Annotated in this window: 19 protein-coding genes; 11 read left to right on the forward strand and 8 right to left on the reverse strand. The window is 35.5% G+C overall.

Annotation, left to right across the window (positions count from 1 at the left end):
• The 7 genes from ACFSJT_RS17945 to ACFSJT_RS17975 form a co-directional block, all read left to right on the forward strand.
• The coding region (locus tag ACFSJT_RS17945) for an integrase core domain-containing protein (protein ID WP_378321716.1) at nt 1-643 on the forward strand (643 nt) is incomplete at its 5' end.
• A 67-nt stretch (nt 644-710) separates the two neighbouring features.
• Complete coding sequence (locus ACFSJT_RS17950; protein ID WP_378321717.1) at nt 711-1,187, forward strand: hypothetical protein; 477 nt, start codon at nt 711-713, stop codon at nt 1,185-1,187.
• 147 nt (nt 1,188-1,334) lie between these two features.
• Nucleotides 1,335-2,099 (forward strand): hypothetical protein, encoded by a 765-nt coding sequence (locus ACFSJT_RS17955; RefSeq protein ID WP_378321718.1) that lies wholly within the window; start codon nt 1,335-1,337, stop codon nt 2,097-2,099.
• Between the two features lie 207 nt (nt 2,100-2,306).
• The gene (locus ACFSJT_RS17960) at nt 2,307-2,849 is read left to right on the forward strand and encodes a DUF6090 family protein (protein ID WP_378321719.1); all 543 of its coding nucleotides are present in this window, start codon (nt 2,307-2,309) and stop codon (nt 2,847-2,849) included.
• Nucleotides 2,842-2,964, forward strand: a complete 123-nt coding sequence (locus ACFSJT_RS17965) for a hypothetical protein (RefSeq protein WP_378321720.1) — start codon at nt 2,842-2,844, stop codon at nt 2,962-2,964. The genes ACFSJT_RS17960 and ACFSJT_RS17965 overlap by 8 nt, the downstream gene beginning before the upstream one ends.
• 223 nt (nt 2,965-3,187) lie before the next feature.
• A complete protein-coding gene (locus ACFSJT_RS17970; RefSeq protein ID WP_378321721.1) occupies nt 3,188-3,673 on the forward strand; it encodes a hypothetical protein in 486 nt (161 codons plus the stop codon).
• 168 nt (nt 3,674-3,841) lie between these two features.
• Entirely contained in the window at nt 3,842-4,270 is a 429-nt protein-coding gene (locus tag ACFSJT_RS17975; RefSeq protein ID WP_378321722.1) for a DUF1801 domain-containing protein, read from the forward strand.
• A 541-nt stretch (nt 4,271-4,811) separates the two neighbouring features.
• On the opposite strand, the gene ACFSJT_RS17980 is transcribed toward ACFSJT_RS17975, so the two are convergent.
• From ACFSJT_RS17980 to ACFSJT_RS17990, 3 genes are all read right to left on the reverse strand, one after another.
• The gene (locus ACFSJT_RS17980; protein ID WP_378321723.1) at nt 4,812-5,426 is read right to left on the reverse strand and encodes a DUF4230 domain-containing protein; all 615 of its coding nucleotides are present in this window, start codon (nt 5,424-5,426) and stop codon (nt 4,812-4,814) included.
• A 91-nt stretch (nt 5,427-5,517) separates the two neighbouring features.
• Nucleotides 5,518-6,072: a DUF4136 domain-containing protein gene (locus ACFSJT_RS17985; RefSeq protein ID WP_378321724.1), complete on the reverse strand. Its 555-nt coding sequence runs from the start codon at nt 6,070-6,072 to the stop codon at nt 5,518-5,520.
• A gap of 82 nt (nt 6,073-6,154) precedes the next feature.
• Nucleotides 6,155-6,331, reverse strand: coding sequence for a DUF5522 domain-containing protein (locus ACFSJT_RS17990; RefSeq protein WP_378321725.1), 177 nt, complete (start codon nt 6,329-6,331; stop codon nt 6,155-6,157).
• Between the two features lie 29 nt (nt 6,332-6,360).
• Between ACFSJT_RS17990 and ACFSJT_RS17995 the strand changes: the two genes are divergently transcribed.
• Genes ACFSJT_RS17995 through hemL form a run of 4 tightly spaced genes read left to right on the forward strand, consistent with a single transcriptional unit; the run spans nt 6,361 to nt 9,813 of the window.
• Entirely contained in the window at nt 6,361-6,687 is a 327-nt protein-coding gene (locus ACFSJT_RS17995) for a hypothetical protein (protein ID WP_378321726.1), read from the forward strand.
• Nucleotides 6,688-7,629, forward strand: coding sequence for a 1-aminocyclopropane-1-carboxylate deaminase/D-cysteine desulfhydrase (locus ACFSJT_RS18000; protein WP_378321727.1), 942 nt, complete (start codon nt 6,688-6,690; stop codon nt 7,627-7,629).
• A 7-nt stretch (nt 7,630-7,636) separates the two neighbouring features.
• Nucleotides 7,637-8,524 carry a glucosaminidase domain-containing protein gene (locus ACFSJT_RS18005; protein WP_378321728.1) on the forward strand — a complete coding sequence of 296 codons (888 nt, stop codon included), beginning with the start codon at nt 7,637-7,639 and terminating at the stop codon, nt 8,522-8,524.
• 2 nt (nt 8,525-8,526) lie between these two features.
• Complete coding sequence (hemL, locus tag ACFSJT_RS18010; protein WP_378321729.1) at nt 8,527-9,813, forward strand: glutamate-1-semialdehyde 2,1-aminomutase; 1,287 nt, start codon at nt 8,527-8,529, stop codon at nt 9,811-9,813.
• A gap of 56 nt (nt 9,814-9,869) precedes the next feature.
• Here the strand turns inward: hemL and ACFSJT_RS18015 are convergent, their stop codons facing one another.
• The 5 genes from ACFSJT_RS18015 to ACFSJT_RS18035 form a co-directional block, all read right to left on the reverse strand.
• The gene (locus ACFSJT_RS18015) at nt 9,870-11,285 is read right to left on the reverse strand and encodes a SusD/RagB family nutrient-binding outer membrane lipoprotein (protein ID WP_378321730.1); all 1,416 of its coding nucleotides are present in this window, start codon (nt 11,283-11,285) and stop codon (nt 9,870-9,872) included.
• Between the two features lie 11 nt (nt 11,286-11,296).
• On the reverse strand, nt 11,297-14,524 hold the full coding sequence (locus ACFSJT_RS18020; protein WP_378321731.1) for a SusC/RagA family TonB-linked outer membrane protein: 3,228 nt from the start codon (nt 14,522-14,524) through the stop codon (nt 11,297-11,299).
• Between the two features lie 634 nt (nt 14,525-15,158).
• Entirely contained in the window at nt 15,159-15,704 is a 546-nt protein-coding gene (locus tag ACFSJT_RS18025; RefSeq protein WP_378321732.1) for a hypothetical protein, read from the reverse strand.
• Nucleotides 15,705-16,116: 412 nt separating this feature from the next.
• Nucleotides 16,117-18,624 (reverse strand): zinc-dependent metalloprotease, encoded by a 2,508-nt coding sequence (locus tag ACFSJT_RS18030; RefSeq protein WP_378321733.1) that lies wholly within the window; start codon nt 18,622-18,624, stop codon nt 16,117-16,119.
• A 343-nt stretch (nt 18,625-18,967) separates the two neighbouring features.
• The gene (locus ACFSJT_RS18035) at nt 18,968-19,225 is read right to left on the reverse strand and encodes a hypothetical protein (RefSeq protein WP_378321734.1); all 258 of its coding nucleotides are present in this window, start codon (nt 19,223-19,225) and stop codon (nt 18,968-18,970) included.
• Between the last annotated feature and the right edge of the window lie 377 nt (nt 19,226-19,602).

A 19,602-nucleotide genomic window follows, 5' to 3' on the forward strand; every position in this document is an offset into this window, starting at 1 on the left:
ACACTATAAAGAAACCCTAAAAGCTGCAAAGACAGAATTTACAAAGGTGTTTAGAACCTATGGCATGCCTAAACAAATACATACTGACAATGGAAGCCCCTTTGGCTCTGTAAGAGCTATACAACGATATACACAACTATCTTATTGGTTTATAGAACTCGGAATTATACCTGTGTTTTCTGATCCTGCACACCCAGAACAAAACGGAAGACACGAACGAATGCATCGTGATTTAAAGGCTGCTTGTGCCAAACCTTCAGCTTATGATTTAAAAGCACAACAAAGACGTTTAAATCACTTTGTAAAGGAATATAATAACATCAGACCACACGAAGCTTTAGATATGAAAACACCTGCTGATGCACACGATTTTTCCTGTAGACCTTTCCCTGAAAAAATACCCCATTTTGATTATCATAGTAACCTCAAAGTCCTTAAAGTAACTAAAAGTGGAGCTATTAGATGGAAGTCATATTACTGGGTATATGTATCGGCGGCATTAAAAGGAAAACACATCGCTATTGAAGAACAAGGAAACGGAATTTGGAAAGTCTATTATAGAAATGTATTTTTAGGTTTCTTTGATCAAAGAAACCTAAGAAAAAAACAACAATCGACAAGGTTAGAAATTAATTTAGTGTAAAGTCTAATCTTTAACTTGTGTAAACCATGTCCCTTTACGAACATTAAACCAAAATTACGTGAAAAGAATGAATACCTATATAATCTTCGGATTTTTAGCATTAATCGGAATATTTGCTTTGATTAGCTGGAATTCAAAACGGAATTCAAACACACTTGGAATTGCCGAAAACAAGACTGAATTACGGAATGGTGAAATCCGACAAGAAAAACGAGATTTAAAACTTACTGTCTCTTATGACTATGGAGAAAACACAAAAACCATATCTGAAAAAGCGACAGCGGAAATAATAGAAAGCACGATGGAATCAATTAACTGGAATGAATTTCACATTGTGCAACTGGAAGACGAAAGTGATAATTCTTTTAAAGGTTTACACGTGAGTGGAAGTTTATTGGAAGATGGATTGGCTTCTGGATTCGTGACAGACGACGACCATATTCTAATGGTAAAGCCGATAGCAACAGTTGACCAAATGACTGAAATACTACTTGACTTTTTGAAAGGAGAAGATATTTGGCGGAATAAATATGAATATAAATAACGTGCTACAACAATGTATAACCGCAATTACTGCGGATTCGACTACGTCCGAATCCACTCGGAATTGCTAAAGTCTGTGTCAAACCGAAAATTAACGCATATTAACCCGTAACTGACGGTTATACGAACCGTTGTATGCAATTTGAAAATGACTAATCCATATAAAATTCATTTATCTACTTTTTTTGAGTCGATAACAGATTTCAAACATAAATCTAATCGTTTAAATAAAGTTCTTCGGGAAGATGTTAAAAAATATACTGCAGATGGAGCAAAATACTTTTCAGCTACTTCTCTAGTGATTGGAGATTGGACCGGTCCAACAGATAACGGATGGAAATTACCTTTTCATTCTGGTATTAATAAAATAACCGAAAAAGAAAATTATGCACACGAAGTTGAAAACCTTTTATCTAGAGAATTTGGATTAACATTTTCACAATGTTTTGAGGCTTTCGAAACTCTTCTGAAAGACTTAATACATACAAAGATTTTAAATGACGAAATATTTAAAAGTTCACTACCCGATAACATAAAAATTGAACGGTCATCCTTAAAAGGTGGAGAAGATATTTTTAAACTAATTAAAAAAGCAGGAGGCGAGAGATTCAAAAAGTATTCAAAACAAAACAACAACAATTTCAAATTTGCCGAGACATTTAAAGTTTTTTCAGAAATCAGACATTCTATCATACATTCTAAAGGTCAATTGAAAACCTCAAAAATTCCAAAAGATGTTTATTATAAAAAACTGTTTGAACATATGCTCCCATTAAACAAATTGCAAGGGGAAACAATACAATTAAAATTTCAATTTAATGTATTAAATAAACTATTGATTTACATATCTGAATTTGATTTTCAAATATTTAAAATTTTGAGTGAGGAAGACAAATATGATTGGAAAACATGAAAAAAACAGCATACGACATGATATATGATGTCATAGCAGCCAAGTGATCAATCGTATGGTTCTTGTATTTTTATTAAGGCGCAATGTGCTTGCTGAGTTGAGAATTTAGCAACCAATGCGCAGAAAAATCAAAAAGCAGAGTAACATTTTGCCCTGCTACTAAACATATATTAAACGTAAAACGAATATCAGAATACAAAGTAGTAAATGAAAAATTATTTTAAAGACTTTATTAAGAATATTATACCAGTTTTACTAGGTGTATTAATCGCTTTATGGATAAATAACTGGAATGAAACAAAAAAAGATAAAGAATACATAAACAACTTTTACTCGTCTTTGAAAAAAGAACTCGGTGACACTAGTAAAGAAATAACTGTGAGAACACCTTATCAAAAAATATTGCTGGATTCTCTTGAGTTTTACTCGAATAACGAAACAATAGCTTTACTTGACGTCATTGAAAAAGCTGGAGGAATCAATGGTCCACTTATTAAATTGAATTATTGGAATGCTCTGTCAAACTCAAAAATAGAATTAATTAAATACAATAAATTATCCATTTTGGCTGACATAGAAGAAGGGAATGAACTTTTAAAATACAAGCGGAACAAACTTGTCGATTTTGTTTATTCCAATTTAACTGAAACGGGTAAAAAGGAGAAAGTAATTTTGAAAATAATGATGGAAGAATTAATCAGAACGCAAATTGAAATACAAAAAGACATCCAAAAGATACTGAATGAATAAATGTGGTTTGCTAACAATGCTTACCGTTGCAAAAGTCCCTAAAAAGTATGTGTCCGATTCTACAGCTTCGATAAAAGCGATGATTTTGGTTGGCTATATTGGAGCAAATGATTAAAATACACATGCCAACTTCATATATGAAATCAAAGTAATTAAATGCCATATCTTCAAGGTAATTTCCTTTTTGTAATAGCGCTAAATTTTCATAAATTTAATAAGAAATAAAAATGCGCACCTGCCTGCCATCCGCCAGGCAGACAGGGATAAATAAATTGGTTCAGGTGTGTTTGCTTTGCTCCGATTGATATATTTGACGTTAGCACAACAGAATAACTCTTATGAAAAGAAAATATACGTACATAACATTGGGGGTTGTTGTATTTACCGGAATCATTTTTTTATTTAATAGGGAATCAACGCAAAATTTTCATAAAAAGGAGATACAAACAGACGATTTACTCTCATTTAAAAAAACAGATGTAAAAAATTTAAAATTATTCGTGTTGAATGATTTTAAGGGTGATCCAGATAAGATTTCTGATAATGATTTTATAATGATTTCTGAAAAGTCAACTTCAGAAATAATAAAAAACACGATGGCATCACTTGACTGGAAAAAGTTTAATATAGTACAACTCAAAAATGAAAATAATGACATATATGTAGGTGGAAGTTTGGAACGTGGTTTTCATTCTGGATATAGAAATGGAGATTTTACAATATCGAAAAAAAATCCTTTAACCTCAATTGAGGAAATGACGAAAATATTACTTGCTTTTTTTAAAGGGGAAAATACCTGGGTAGATGGGTATAAGGATAAATAAAACGGTATAACATGATTTATTAAATCAGTAGAAAGTTTAGTGTTGGATCAAAAGCTCTTTCACTTTTTACAACTGCATTAGATTTTATAAATGATGCAAGAAATAAAAATCACCAGAAGTGCCAATGCTAGGTAACAATTTGCCCTGCTACTCAACCTCACGCATCCTATGAAAGAAATAGAAATACATAAGAATCCAGAAGTCGAACTGAAGTTTAAAAGCTACCCAGAAGAGATACAATCAAAATTAAGTTATTTGCGAAGTTTAATTATCGAAACTGCAGCTGAAAATACGGCCATTAAGAAAATTGAAGAAACATTAAAATGGGGAGAACCTAGTTATTTAGTTCCTAAAGGAAGTACAATTCGAATCGATTGGAAAGCTAAAACCCCAAATCAATATGCTATGTATTTTAAATGCACTACTAAGTTAGTATCAACCTTCAGGGAAGTCTACGGTGATCTATTTAAATATGAGAAGAATAGGGCAATTTTATTTAATCTCAATGATAAAGTCCCCAAAATCGAATTGAAAGAATGTATTAGTCTGGCATTAACATATCATGCTGTTAAAAATACACCAAGACTGGGCAAGTGAACCAATTCGAAGGGTAAGCGCAAAACACTGAATAGAGTTGTCATGAAGGATAACAACAGATGTCATTGTAAAATCTTCACAAGTATTTGTAGGGGCTATTTTAAAAAAATACTTCTCGTTTGATTTTTTTTTGAAGGGGGGGTAGGGTATTTTAAAAGTTATTCGTTTTACATAAGTAAACTACTCCGGGGCAAGCCCACGAGGCATCGGTTAGAAATTAATTTTGATTTCGCGGCAAGCCATGAAGTGTTTATATCTCGATTATCGAATATATAAAATAATAATAATCTGTAAAACAATGTAGAGTTTGAGGGACAAACAAATTTCTATAACTAACAGATTTAATAGTAAGATGGAAGGAGTTTCTCTTTCCATCTTTTTTATGAAATAGATTGAAGACATCGTCATTCTAATACCAAAATATTCAGATAAATTTTAGAAAATACCAAGTTAGTATCCACTACAATAAGATGAATGTGTAATATGGAGTACCGGTCTAGAGGCTGGGGATGACAATTTTTGAGTAGTACGATGTTGGTAATTAATCAATTAATTTTTCTATTTCTGCCTGACTGTCAATAACAGTGTCATTATATTTTAATGTCCAACCCAATGAATTTGTGAGAATATAAAGTTTTTGTAATTCGCTTATGAGCCTATTTTCAGAATTAGACACTAATGATGAGCTCATTACTTTTTCTTCTAGTTGTTTGACTACTTTTTTTCTGATTAAGTTATGATCTTTGGGTACAAACTGATTTAAAAGATCTGAAACAAGATTATGATATTCTATATCGGGATTGATATCAATTTCTGGTTCTGGGATCTTGGTAATGACCACAGTCTTACTGTCTTTATTGAGTACATACTCAATTTCACTTAAATCATAAGATACTTGTACTTTGGCATTAACAACTACCAAGGCGGTTTTTTTAGCAGTAAATAGACCAGATAAGAATTCTTTATTGTCTTTATAGGAAATCACTTCGGCAAAATGACCTTCAGTCACCACTAGTTTACCTACATTTTTTATTTGGTTCAGGATCAAATCAGAGGATTGAAGTTCTGTTTCTTGGATATTCGATTGATCAATAAAATATTTGATTCCAAACGCCAAGAGTGCCATTATAGCTGCACCAAGTAGAAAATTACGCATAGGTTATGTTCTGTCAAGTTCTGTATAAATGTACATAAAAAAAATAGCCTTCCAATAAAGAAAGGCTACGTTACATATATATAAAATGTATTTATTGTTTTATAATAGGAGGATATTTCTCGAGTATCGCACCCACAATTTCATTCATTTTTTCCTGCTTTTTTTCTACTTTGGTGGTCAACGCAGCGGTTCCCATTCCTTGCCAAATCAATTCTTTTTTAGATGCATCTATAAGATCAATATATAAAGTACCTTCGGTCACTCGAGAAACTGAGTTTTGATTTGCACCCCACCAGGGATTCCAGCCCCATCCGTAACCCCATCCAGGACCCCAACCCCAGGCCCAATTCCAGTTATTATTGTAAACATTTACATTTTCTCTTGTTTTCGTGAAAATACTAACCAGCATATCAGGATTTTCAGATTTCGAAAATCCTTTTGAAGTCATGTCGGCTTCTATAGCGCGTAAAATACGTTTTTTATCTAGATCACTAATTTCTGCCTTATCGATTCCAGGTTTATAGAATGCAAAGCTTTTATAAGTGTCGAAATTTGCTTGCTTATCATAATCTGAAGCAACACGTACACTCGTACAAGAACTCAGCGTTATGATAAGGATTAATGATAAGAGAGAAAAAAATTTCATAATCCTTAATTTTATAGGTTCAACAACGGCTTTTTTGTAAAGAAAATACTGCAATAATTATACCATACCGCATGCTCTAACACTATTTTTTAGAATAGCTATTCGTTTTCTTATTATATCCATACGGGCAGTGCCTGCAGCCACTCTCACAACAATATCCTCTTCTTAAATGATATTGTTCTGTAAAACATCGATACCCTTCGGGGGTAATATAATAATCTCCCTCTTTTGGAGTTATTATTTTTTTAGAGTTATTCATCTTTTACAAAAATAGTATCTTAGCTGTATATGCGCATTGTTGTTAACAAATATTTGATAGGTCGACATTTTGTAGGCATAGCTCTTTGGCCTTTTATCGTAGTCAAAGATTCATTCCTAAAAGAAGATGAGGCTTTTATAAACCATGAAAGAATTCATATAAGACAGCAGGCAGAATTATTGGTTTTACCGTTCTATTTTCTTTATTTTACAGAATATATTATTCGACTATTTCAATATCAAAATTCGCAAAAAGCCTATCGTAACATCTCCTTTGAAAGGGAAGCATATCATAATGAAGATGATCTTTATTATCTAAAAAACAGAAAACCATGGAGCTTTATTAAATATTGGTAAATGCATATTTTTTCTTCGGAAACCGTACTTTCAGAAAATCAACAGATTACTCACCCTGTTTTAAATGCAGCTCAAGTTTTTCTTGATATAAAACGTGAAGATCAATTGCATAAAGAAATTTCAGGAAACAAATTCAGAAAATTAAAATATAATCTTATCGAAGCAAAGAAGCAGGGTTACGCCACTATGCTTACCTTCGGAGGAGCGTTTAGTAATCATATTGCAGCAACTGCGGCAGCCGGAAAAATGGTCGGTTTGCAAACTATTGGAGTGATAAGAGGGGATGAACTAGATAAAAACCTGGAAAAAACATTAACCCAGAACGATACGTTGCGATTTGCTTTTTCTGCTGGGATGCAATTAAAGTTTGTTGCTCGTAAATTGTATAGCAATAAAACTTCATCTGTATTTCTGGATGAATTAAAGAATGAGTTTGGCACGTATTATTTGATCCCAGAAGGAGGAACCAATGATCTGGCCATCAAAGGATGCGAAGAAATAGTAACCACACAAGACGATACATATGATGTTATTTGCTGTGCAGTGGGTACCGGCGGAACGATTTCCGGAATTATAAATAGCACAAAAAAACATCAAAAAGTTTTGGGATTTCCTGCTTTAAAAGGAGATTTTCTTTCCGAGGAAATAAAAAAATATACTTCAAAAACGAATTGGAAACTCATTCACGATTATCATTTTGGAGGCTACGGAAAAGTAAATCAAGATCTTATTGAATTTATCAATACATTTAAGGATCAGCAACATATTCCATTAGATCCAGTCTATACGGGTAAGATGTTATTTGGGATTTTTGACATGGTAAAAAATGGTGTTTTTCCAAAAAATACTCGTATTTTAGCCGTGCATACCGGCGGATTACAAGGAATAGCCGGTATGAACAAAAAGTTAGTGAAAAAGAGACTACCCCTGCTTACAATTTGATGCTAAAATGAAGAAATGTATTGCACTTCTATGTATGACCTTATTTTTAATTTCTTGTGGAGGAAATAAAAAGGTAATAACTACTTCAAGAACAAAAAGAACAGCACCCGGGCATACGTCGGTGACAAAGGTAGAGAGAAATACCACAGAAATTATTAGTGAAGATACTTCCAAAGAAATAGCTAAAAAACCCGCTACAGCACTTTCTTATAAAGAGCGGGTGCAACAATACATCTATGAGTTTTCTGGAATCGCCAAAAGTGAAATGAAAGCCTATGGGATACCCGCCAGTATAACGTTGGCTCAGGGAATTCTTGAGTCTGGCGCAGGTTATGGAGATTTAACCAGTAGGGCCAAAAATCACTTCGGGATTAAATGTCATGATTGGGAGGGAGATCGCGTTTATCATGACGATGACAGGTTACAGGAATGTTTTAGAAAATATAATCAGGCAAGTGAATCGTTTAGAGATCACTCTTTATTTCTCAAAAACAGAAAACGGTATGCTCGTTTGTTTACTTTCAATCAAAAAGATTACAAATCCTGGGCAAGAGGTTTAAGAGAAGCTGGATATGCAACCGATAGAAAATATCCCGAAAAATTGATTGGTATTATCGAGAGATACCAATTGTATGAATTTGACAATGAGGTTTTAGGAAAAAGAAACCGAAAAAAATCCAACAAGAAAGAAAATGTGACTTTAGTCGCGGTAGCTGATTCTCAAAATAGAGGTCATGTAGTACAAAAAGGCGATACACTCTACTCTATCTCGAGAAGATATGAAATCTCGGTACAAGAATTAAAAACGTTCAATAATCTAGCAGACAATAATATTAAAGTCGGTCAATTACTTAAAGTAACTGCCGAGAATGAGGAAGAAGAAGATTTTAATTAAATATGATCTACCAAAGAAGTAGTGCGCTGTTTTCAGCTGCGCAAAAAGTAATTCCGGGAGGAGTTAACTCACCAGTAAGAGCCTTTAAAGCAGTAGGCGGAGACCCAATTTTTGTAAAAGAGGCCAAAGGTGCTTATCTGTATGACGAAGACGGAAATCGATTGATTGATTATATCAACTCCTGGGGGCCGATGATCCTTGGTCACGCGTATCCTCCAGTAGTCAATGCCGTTATCGAAAAAGCAAAAAAAGGGACCAGCTTTGGGATGCCTACCCAGATTGAAACCAAGATCGCAGAACTTGCCGTGTCTATGGTTCCTAACATTGATAAAATACGATTCGTTAATTCGGGTACAGAGGCATGTATGAGCGCGGTGCGTTTGGCTCGTGGATATACCAAAAAAGACAAAATTATCAAGTTTGCAGGATGTTATCATGGGCATAGTGACTCTTTTTTAATCCAGGCAGGTAGTGGGGCGGTCACCTTTGGAAGCCCTAATAGTCCGGGTGTTACCCAGGGAACTGCCAAAGATACATTGCTCGCAAGGTATAATGACATAGAGCAAGTCGAGCGTATTATCAATCTAAACAAAGGTAAGATCGCTTGTATTATCGTTGAACCTGTAGCAGGAAATATGGGATGTATCCCACCAGCAAAAGGTTTTTTGGAAGGATTACGATCTTTATGCGATACCCATAATATTTTATTGATCTTTGATGAGGTGATGACAGGTTTTAGACTGGCCAAAGGGGGCGTGCAAGAGTTATTAGGGGTTAATGCTGATATCGTTACTTTCGGAAAAGTAATAGGCGGAGGATTACCAGTAGGCGCATTTGCAGCAAGAAAAGAAATCATGACCTATCTGGCACCAGAAGGACCTGTATATCAAGCAGGGACTTTAAGTGGTAACCCATTGGCTATGGCAGCTGGTTTGGCAATGCTTACAGAATTGAATAAAAATGAAAAGGTTTTTAAAAGTTTAGCCCAAAAGACTGAATATCTTCATAAAGGAATAGCTGAAGCACTACACGAAAATGGTGTTATCCATACGATCAATAGGATAGGCTCAATGATCTCTGTTCACTTTGATAAAGATCCTGTGATAGATTTTGATTCTGCAGCAAAGGGTAACAATGATACCTTTAAAAAATTCTTTCACGGGATGCTGGAACATGGCATTTATATTGCACCTAGTGCATTTGAAAGCTGGTTTATTACCGATGCCCTTACCTATGATGATCTTGACGAGACTATTGCTGCGGTACATAAAGTGGCAAAAACATTATAAGGGACTATTCATAAATAAAAAAGGGCTTTGATTAAAGCCCTTTTTTGAATTATGATTTATTGATTAACAGGTGTGGGTGTAAACAGATCAGGAATGGGTTGAGGAATATTTTCATTACCATCTATTTCATTCTGTGGATATAACAATCGCTGTGGGTTCACAGTAGTTGTATTGTTATTTAGAGGAAATGGGACAATAATATCACTATCAGACTTGAGTAATCTTCGCGTGTCATTAAATGGCATATAGGTACTGAAACCAGTTACATAACGCTCTTCAATAATTTCTCTTAATATAGCTCTGTCTGTGGTAATATTGCCTTGATTTTCTATGCCGCCAGGTTGAAAATCTGCAAGGATATAAGGTTCATAATTAAACGTATCGGTGTCATTAATCAGGTTAAAGGCATCTCCAGAGTCTAAATAAGCTCTTAATTCATTTAGCTTATCTATAGCTCCTTGATTATCATTATTAACTCGTAGTAGACACTCGGCCCAGATCAACAGGTTTTCTTCATAGCTTACTAATTTCATAGGTGTGGTCGGGCCATCAATACCATTGTCTTGATTTCCATCTCCACTGATGTATGAATAGTTTCTACGAGCAGTTTCATCTGTTTTTGCATTATTTCTGCTAGATGTATTCGCTGGATCTAACAAATCACGATAAAAAGCACCATCTCCAGTCATATCTCCCGCTCTACTACTATTCACAAAGTTGAAAAGAATATTGCTGTTATCCGGAACGCTACCGATGGGTTTAAAGGCCATTGTTCCAGCAGCACTACTAATCCCGTTAATTACATTATTTAGTGCCAAATCGTATTGTTTGGTTTGTAGATAGTATCTGGCTTTTAAGGTATATGCTGAGGCTATCCAATAGGCCGTATTACCAGAGAAATATATATCCTCGCTACCCACATTAGTTGTTGCATTATTAATTTTCGAAATGGCATTATCTAACAGAGTTTGTAAAGCTATATAAATATCTGCCTGAAGATCAAGATCCGGATCTGGAGATTCTAGACTGGGGTTTTCAGGGGTAGCTTCAGAATATGGGATATCACCAAATAATGAGGTGCCTGTTCCTACAGCCAGTGCTTCGTTTACATCAATGATTCCTTGCAACAAATCGAGGTTAGGGGAGATTCTTCTTATTTCTCTGTTTTGTACTAAGATTCCATTATAAATAAATTCCCAGATAGCATTAGAATCTCCTGGGGTATAATCATAGTTATATTGTGTTTGTTGTACAAGATTAAGTCCAATAAGGCCACCTGTATAGTACATAGATACCCGTGCTAATTGCCCTTGTTGTACCTGTGCATTGGCAAGTAAAGTCCCTTTCAAAAGTAAGTCGCCAGAAGGAATTTCTACTAACTGGTTTGGGTTTTCATTGACATCAAGATAATCATCACACGAGAATAGAATCAGGACGATACAAAAAAGTATGGTTTTATATATGGTTTTCATGATTTCGTTTTTTAATAGTTAAATTTAACACTAAAAGCATAGGTTCTTACTCCCGGATTCGAGAAGTAATCTAACCCTCTTCCTCTACCTACTCCGAACTGGTTTACATCGGGATCTATACCAACTACGTCAGTCCAGATCACTAGATTTCTTCCTGACGCAGTAAATTCTATAGAATTCAGTCCAATATTTTTTCGTAACGAGTCAGAATTAAGAACATACGAAAGTGAAAGTTCTCGTAATCTTGTCCAACTACCATCTTGAACTGCAAATTCATTTAGTTTCCCATCTCCAAAACCGTATAGTGTCCTGTAATAGCTTTCATCTAGTAGTACGTTTCCGTTCCCAAAGTTACCTACATTGGCTCTTACAGTAGTGCCGGCAGGGATAACATCTCCATCATAATTTACCAAATTTTCAGATAGGGTAATGGTATTTCCTACATCACTATGAGTGCCAAAATACGAAGTAATGAAACGAGTTCTTTGAGCAAGGTCATTACCCTGGCTGGTATCAACCAAAGCGGCTATTGATAAATTTTTGTAAGAGGCTGTTAACTGAATACCTCCCAACCAATCAGGATTTGGATCGCCGACCACCAGGTTTCCGCCAGTATCCACAATTGGGAAACCATTTGCATCTAAAACCAGGCTGCCATCATCGTTACGTAAAGCACCTTGTGTATATAATACGCCAAGTGGTTGTCCTTCGATGGCTACAGATTGTATAGAACTACCAGGAGTAAAGTTAACCACACCACCGCCTTGTAATTTTGACACCAAATTTTCATTGGTACTAAAGTTTATGGCTGCAGAAGCGTTCCAATTTTTATTTTTTATGAAATCATATTTCAACTCGACTTCGAATCCCTCATTTTCTATAGTGGCCCCATTTCCGTAGATTTCAGAAAACCCCAGGGAAGGAGGGATTGCAATATCTAATAATACATCTGTCGTTTCATTTTGATAATAGGTGGTTGATAGTGAAACTCTGTTTTGAAAGAAACGCAGATCGACTCCTGCTTCGTATTCTGTTTTGATCTCTGGTTTTAGATTCGGATTACCCAAACGTTCGTCAAATTGAAATCCCCCTCCAAAATCTTCCAGAGCAATATTATCTGAGAAAGAGGAAAAAGATCCTACTTCAAAAACAGTTTGTTCTCTATGTGCCAGCGGTACATTACCTACCTGACCATAAGCCAACCTGATTTTACCAAACGATAAGGCATCAAAGCCTTCGATAATCTTACTAAAGGTCCATCCTAGTTCTACACTTGGATAGAAGAACGCGTTATCACTTTTGGGTAATACCGAATGTTTCTCATACGCCCCTCCAACGGTTAAAATTAGTTGATCGGCATAATCAAAATTAGCAGTACCATAGAATCGAATATTTCTTCTGCTGGTTCTGGTGACTTCTGCTGTGATATTTTCTTTTGCCGAAATTTCTGCAGGATCCAATGGTTTTCTAAAATTGGCAATAAAGTTATCAGCCTCGATAAAATCTCGTTTTCTTCTTCGGTCATTAATACCATATCCCAAAATTACATTGGTGTTTAACTTCTTAGTGAGTTGATATCTAAAAGAGGTCAATATATCCATTGTATATTCTTGATTATGTATGGTTTCGTCATTAAGCAAACCATATCTTCGGGCCGCACTGGCCGTATAATAAGGGAAAAAGTATACCCGGTTATCGGTATAAAAATCTGCTCCTCCTCTAAGGATCGAGCTTACATGATCATTCCATTGGTATTGCAGCTCTGCGGTACCGATAAAACGATTTACCGTAGCTGTACTTTCTTGTTCATTAATGGTCCAGAGCGGGTTGTTATAAATAGGATTATCGCTGTTACCAAGATATCTTCTATAAGATCGATGACGAGATTGTACTATAGTTCCAGAACCATCATTATAATCCCCAATATAATCGGTAATGTCAAAATCTGGTGAGGTACGCAATAATCCTAAGTACAATCCGGCTGTATTAGAACCTTGCTGTATTCTGTTAGAACCTGTGTGTACATAGTTTCCTTTAATATTCGCAGTAAGCTTCTCTGTAAATTTCTGAGAGGTGTTTAATGTGAAATTCGTTTTCTTATAAAAACTATTTTTAATGGTTCCTTCCTGATCAACATGACCACCACTTAAGAAATACGTTCCTTTTTCGTTACCGGTACTAATGGTGAAACGATTATCAAGTGTAATCCCGGTACCAAAAACTTTATCAAAATTACTATCTACGAATTGTTCGCGTTGGTTTCTTTGAATAATTGGATAAATCACATTGTCGGATACAAGAGATTCAAAAAACTGACCTGAAGTATCTACTTCGTCAGCTGCCCCCGATCTATCTGATATTCTATCTCCCCAGGAAAATGCCGAAGTTGGACTATAACTACCATTAATTCCTTGTCCAAAAGATTGCTGTAATGGGTGCTTATAAGACACCTCGTCTATAGAAACTCCAGAAGTAAAAGTAACACTCATCTTACCTTTTTTACCTTTTTTGGTAGTAATTACAATTACTCCATTAAGGGCTCGGGTTCCGTACAAGGCTCCCGCTGAAGCTCCTTTAAAGACCTGAAATGATTCGATATCATCTGGGTTAAGGTCATTAAGCCTGGATTGTTGTGATACCCCCGCAGACGTATCGCCACTACCCGAACCTTCGAGTGTATCGTTGTTTAACGGTATTCCATCTACTATAATTAAAGGTTGACTTGACCCTCCTAAGGAGCTAGCACCTCTAATCTGTATATTAGAACCTGCCCCCGGATCACCAGAAGTGGCACTAATATTTACACCGGCCGCTTTACCTGCAATACCGTCTATAATTTTATTTTCTACGGGCTGCACTAATTTGTCGGCATCAATTTTTGAATAGGTAGAAGAAAGTTTATCTCTCTTTTCTACAAAACCTAAAGATGTTACGATAACCTCGTCTAGTGACTCGGCATCTTCTTGCAGGACGATATCGATTTTAGTTTTTGAAGAAACAGGTATTTCCTGAGTTATAAATCCCAGATATGAAAATATTAAAGTATCGTCATTACCTGCTTCGATGGAGTAGTTTCCATCAAAATCGGTGATAGTCCCTTTTGATGTTCCTTTAACTACAATTGATGCTCCGGGCAACGGGCCGTTGGCATCTTGTACAGTACCAGTAACTGTAGTTTGGGCATGCCCAAAACTAGTTAGTATTATGGTTAGCATTAAAATTAAGAGTTGTTTTCTCATACAATTATGATTTGATTAGACAATATGATTGATTTCCCTTTTATTAGCTTAGGGTGGTTACGTTTTTTTTAATGAATTATGATTTAAAAATAAAGGGTAGGTGATCATAAGTAACAAGAAATTGAGGTGTGAGTTGTACGGAGTAGAAGGTGGGTAAAGTTTGCCTAAAAAAATGGCAAACCAAAGATCAGAGTATTGTATTAGAATGTTAGTAAATACAGTACTTATTGCAAATGCGATACTTGATTTTTTTAGAAGCATTCTCCCGTTGTTATACCCATTTGATAAAATTTATAAGCATAATAAATACCTTAGAGCAGACAGTATACTTATAAATTTTAGCAATTAGCTTTGGTGCGGTTTTTATGATCTAGACTAGTATTGAGTTTGTTTACACTGGTTTCTACATATAAGGACGTATTAAAATGTACTTCCCCCTATTTTGGAGTTAACATTTTTTTAATATATGGTAAGATATGGGTGTGGTTGTCAATGATTTCCTATTAAGATATCAAAAATTTATCAGAAATTATTGAAGTGTTCTAAAGATTTATGAACTCTCTAAGAGATGTGGCAAAAAGTAATGAAATCCTTTAACCAAAGCAATGAACCTCAAGGATATGATAAAAAAGTACTATGAAGCCAACCAGGCTCCAAGCTCTTTGGCTTCACCGTTAGGATATTTTACACCATATACTTCGGCTTCGATTTCGTGGATATATGGGTATTTTTGTAAGTACTCTTCGCCACTATAGTCACTGTAATCACCTCGTACCGGGAAAAGTGCAATATGCTCTGTATCTTTTTGACCATGAAGCTGCCCCAGAACCCACTTTCCAAGTTTGGATTCGATGGCATACTCTGTAGCCAGAAAAATGAACTTTTTGTTTTGCTTCATTTTTTCTTTGATCGCAAGGTGAATTCGTTTAGTCGCTTCAGTAGTATTATCGTACATATCCTCATCAATCCAATCGGCATAGACCAACTCGTCAAAACCATTTAAGAAATTAATAGCGCTATCCAATTCTTCGAGTTCATCATGTTTATGAAAAATAAACACAGAAACCATAATGTTACGGGGTTCTTCTTTAAAAAGCCGAAGACTTTCAGTAACCGATTTTGTATAGATCCTGGCAGTATTCCTATACTGCTTAAGCCCGTATTGTGGTATAATACTCATTATTTGTGTAAAATATTTCTTGCAATATATAACGTTTTGACTATAGGTTTTGTTGTAACAACGTTAAGTTTTGAGATTGATAAGTTTTTGGGTAATGCAAGAAGATGTGATATAGAAATTTGAATAATAATATAAAGAAATCCCATAGGGTTTTAAGAAAATCCTATGGGTTATATAACTAACACAAAATCAACTGTTGATCTTTTAAATTGGGCAATTGAGATCACTATTTTTTACCGGTTACAAATTTACGGTAAATCACAATGCAGCGGTATTGGGAATAATTCCCTTTTTATAGGGGGAATTTCTGGCGTAGAATAGGTTTAAGAGATTAGGTCTAGAGAATGTTCTTAAATGCAAAACCCTTTGTTTATATAGTAAACAAAGGGTTTTAAATTATGTATAAATCATACTACTTTTTGGGCTCAAGGATTGCTGTGATACGTTCTACAATATCCTGCAGATGATATCGTGTCATTCTATCAGAAGTTCTTCCGATGGCATTACGAGTATCTCTGCGCACCGCATTTAATTCTGCTCGTACAACCGCTCTTATATCACTTTGCGAAGCATTTACATTCGTTCTTACTACAAAACGTCTTATATTCTCAGGAATCTTTGGTTGATCTTTGGTCATTAAGAACTCCATTCTATCTACATAGGCACGTTGCAGATTACGACGATATACATCGATAGTACGACCACTACGTAATTCTGACCATAACCCCGAGCGCAGTTCGGTCATCATGTCTAGTAGTGTATAGGCTTGACTTGTGTTTAAGGCTTCGTTTTCTATTAATCGAGCCATACGACCATGATCCAACAAATTGTTTAATGTTCTGACCTGAAAATTACGAACGCGTTCTACGTTTCCTGCAGATTCTATTTTATTAAAAATAGATGTATCTAATAACCATGATGGTGTCGCAAATAATTGTTCTTGCAAAAACTTCATAGCTCGTTTTTGGTTTTCTTTGGTAACATGGGTATATACAGCACCTTCCTGGTCATAGGTTTTATAGTATTCATATACACCACCAATATTTGATACAACGTGGCCCATATATCGATTATATTGACTCAATACCTGTCGGTACATCGTTTTTAAGTCATCATAATTTTTACCATCTTCAGCGGTCCATTTGATGAGATTAGGCACTATACGTTGTAAGTTTCTAATTCCATAAGTACTTGCATTTATGGCATCGTCCCCCAGATCTTCAGTTTGAGAACTAGGATCGATTACACCAAATTGCTGTTTCCCAAATCGATACATAGGGTCGTTTTGGTGTTTCAGAATCCATTGGTCTAGTGTTTTCTTTTCTTCTTTGGCGGTTTTGTCAAGGATCGGTCGATATCCCCATCGAATAGCATGTTTGTCATAGATCCCTATCTTGGGCATTAATGCCACGTCCCCGTCACCTGGCTGGGCCACATAGTTAAACCGGGCATAGTCCATAATAGAAGGTGCTGTGCCATATTTTTTGGTAAATACGGGGTCTCGAAGAGATTCTACAGGATAGGCAACGCTGCTACCCATATTATGCGGTAATCCTAGTGTATGACCTACTTCGTGTGCTGATACAAAACGAATAAGCTCACCCATTACCTCATCTTTAAAGGCAACATCCTGAGCTTCTGGATTAATAGCAGCAGTTTGTACAAAGAACCAATTACGCAGCAATGACATCACATTATGGTACCAGTTGATATCACTTTCCAGAATCTCACCAGATCGAGGATCACTTACATGCGGTCCATTGGCATTGGGAATAGGAGAGGCGAGGTAGCGTACCACAGAATACCGTACATCTTCAGGGCTCCAATCAGGATCTTCTTCTACCGTTGGAGGATCTTTGGCAATAATCGCATCTTTAAATCCGGCTTCTTCAAAAGCTACTTGCCAGTCTTCAATACCCTCTTTGATATACTTTCTCCATTTTTTTGGTGTCGCTCTATCAATATAGTATACAATCTGTTTTTTGGGAACAACCAGTTCACCTCTTTTAAATTTTTCGATGTCTTCGTCTTTTACCTCTAATCTCCATCGATCGAGGTAACGTACGGTTTTACTTTCTTGTGCCTCGAGTCCATAATCTGTCTGTCCTCTGGCAAACCACCCTACACGTTGATCAAAGTAACGGCGTTTCATAGGTGTCTTAGGAAGCAAGATCATAGAATTACTCATTTCAAGTGAAATTGATCCAGTGCTTGCATTAGAAGGAGGCTCTGCAGCATTGTATGTTTTTACATGACGAGCTTCAATATTTAAAGGATAGCTTCGTATGGTATCGATATAAGATCTATTATCATCTAATTTTGAAATCTTGTATTCTTTACGTCTGCGATCCGGAAAACCTATCGCTTTTACATCGTTCTTAAACAATTCTGTTACATCGATTACCGTGGCGCTGTTACTTGTATTAACAGAATCTTTATGAAAAGCTTTGATCGGGAAAGCATAGAGTACAGGCTCGAAGTTAGAATTTACTACAGCTTCATGTATAGGCAACGAATCTGCTGCAAAAATTTGATGCGAAACCACACGAAGCAATATTTGTTTATTTTTCTTTTGCCATCGCAGGACTTGTGTATTTTGTTTTCCACCACCAAAACCAATACCGGTAGCAGTTTTGGCAATACGCGTTACCATGAGCATTTCCCGGTTTAACAATGTGTCAGGAATCTCATAGTAGTACTTGTCGTCTATGTAATGAACATCAAACAGGCCCTTATCGGTCTTCGCTTTTTTGGTGATTACCTTTGCGTACGGTAGAATGGTGTCTTTCTTTTTGCCATTTTTATTAGCAGGAGCCTCAGTTTTTTTGTCTTTTTTTCTTTTTTTGGACTGAAAAGCATAACTATCTGAAGTTGTAAACGCTACTGCCAAGAGGAGTAGCAAGAGAATTTTTTTTAGCATGAGTTGAATTTTTAAAGGGCGGAAGGTAATAAAATAACATAAGTACTTATGTGAAAGTAAGGTTAAAGCAGAGATCATAGTGTGTTCAGAGTTTTAAGATTTATAGTCGTCGGAAACAGCAATACTAAAGGATAGTAGTTTCATTTTTTGAAACTGGGGATTTTTTTGAAGTTTTTTTGTGTTTAGTCATCCCAGACTTCCTGCCCGTCCAGCAGGCGGGGATCTGGGATCTATAGCACTGTTATCCTGATCACTATAAACACTGTCATCTTTTGGTAGTGGATATGAGTTTCTTGTGGCCACTAGTTACAAACCGGCTGGTAGTGAAGAGATTAACCTGCCGTTATGATTTTCTTGAGTTCAGTTCTGCTTTAATTTTCTTCATAGTCATAGACTGGGTTAGAAGAATTGCACTACAAGAAATAGCAACAGCAAATGGTGCAATAAATACTGATTTATTATCTTTTGTTATGAATCCATAAATTGTTATTCCTACCAAAAGTATTAACGCGATAATTAATACAATACTAATTCCTTTAATCAAATTAAGATTAGCCTGTAACTGTTCGGTTGTTTTGTTTTTCAAGTCATTATTTTTCATTTCGGTCATTTTTATAGATGTTCTTTGAAGCAGATAATTTACAAAGTTAATTAATTATTGAGGACGTTGAATTATGTGTAGTTTTCTATCGTTTAATTAGCTGCTGTTTTTTAAGAAGCTTTTCCACTTTGGGTAAATATTTTTTGGGTTATTCAATATTCCATCTAATATGAAGGATTGGCGTAAATATTCGTTCATTGATAGAAAGCCTATTTGCTATTGTGTTCTATGGCTAGTAGCGTATATTAGTATGCTGTGACCACTAGTTGTAACCTTAAATCCTTAGGTCTATTACAAAAAATAACCGCAAACTATTTGTTTACAAAGGTTTGCGGTTTTATGTGTTTTCACCTAAATTGGTGTTGCGACAAAACACT

This window comes from Aquimarina celericrescens (assembly GCF_042682765.1).
GTDB lineage: Bacteria > Bacteroidota > Bacteroidia > Flavobacteriales > Flavobacteriaceae > Aquimarina > Aquimarina celericrescens.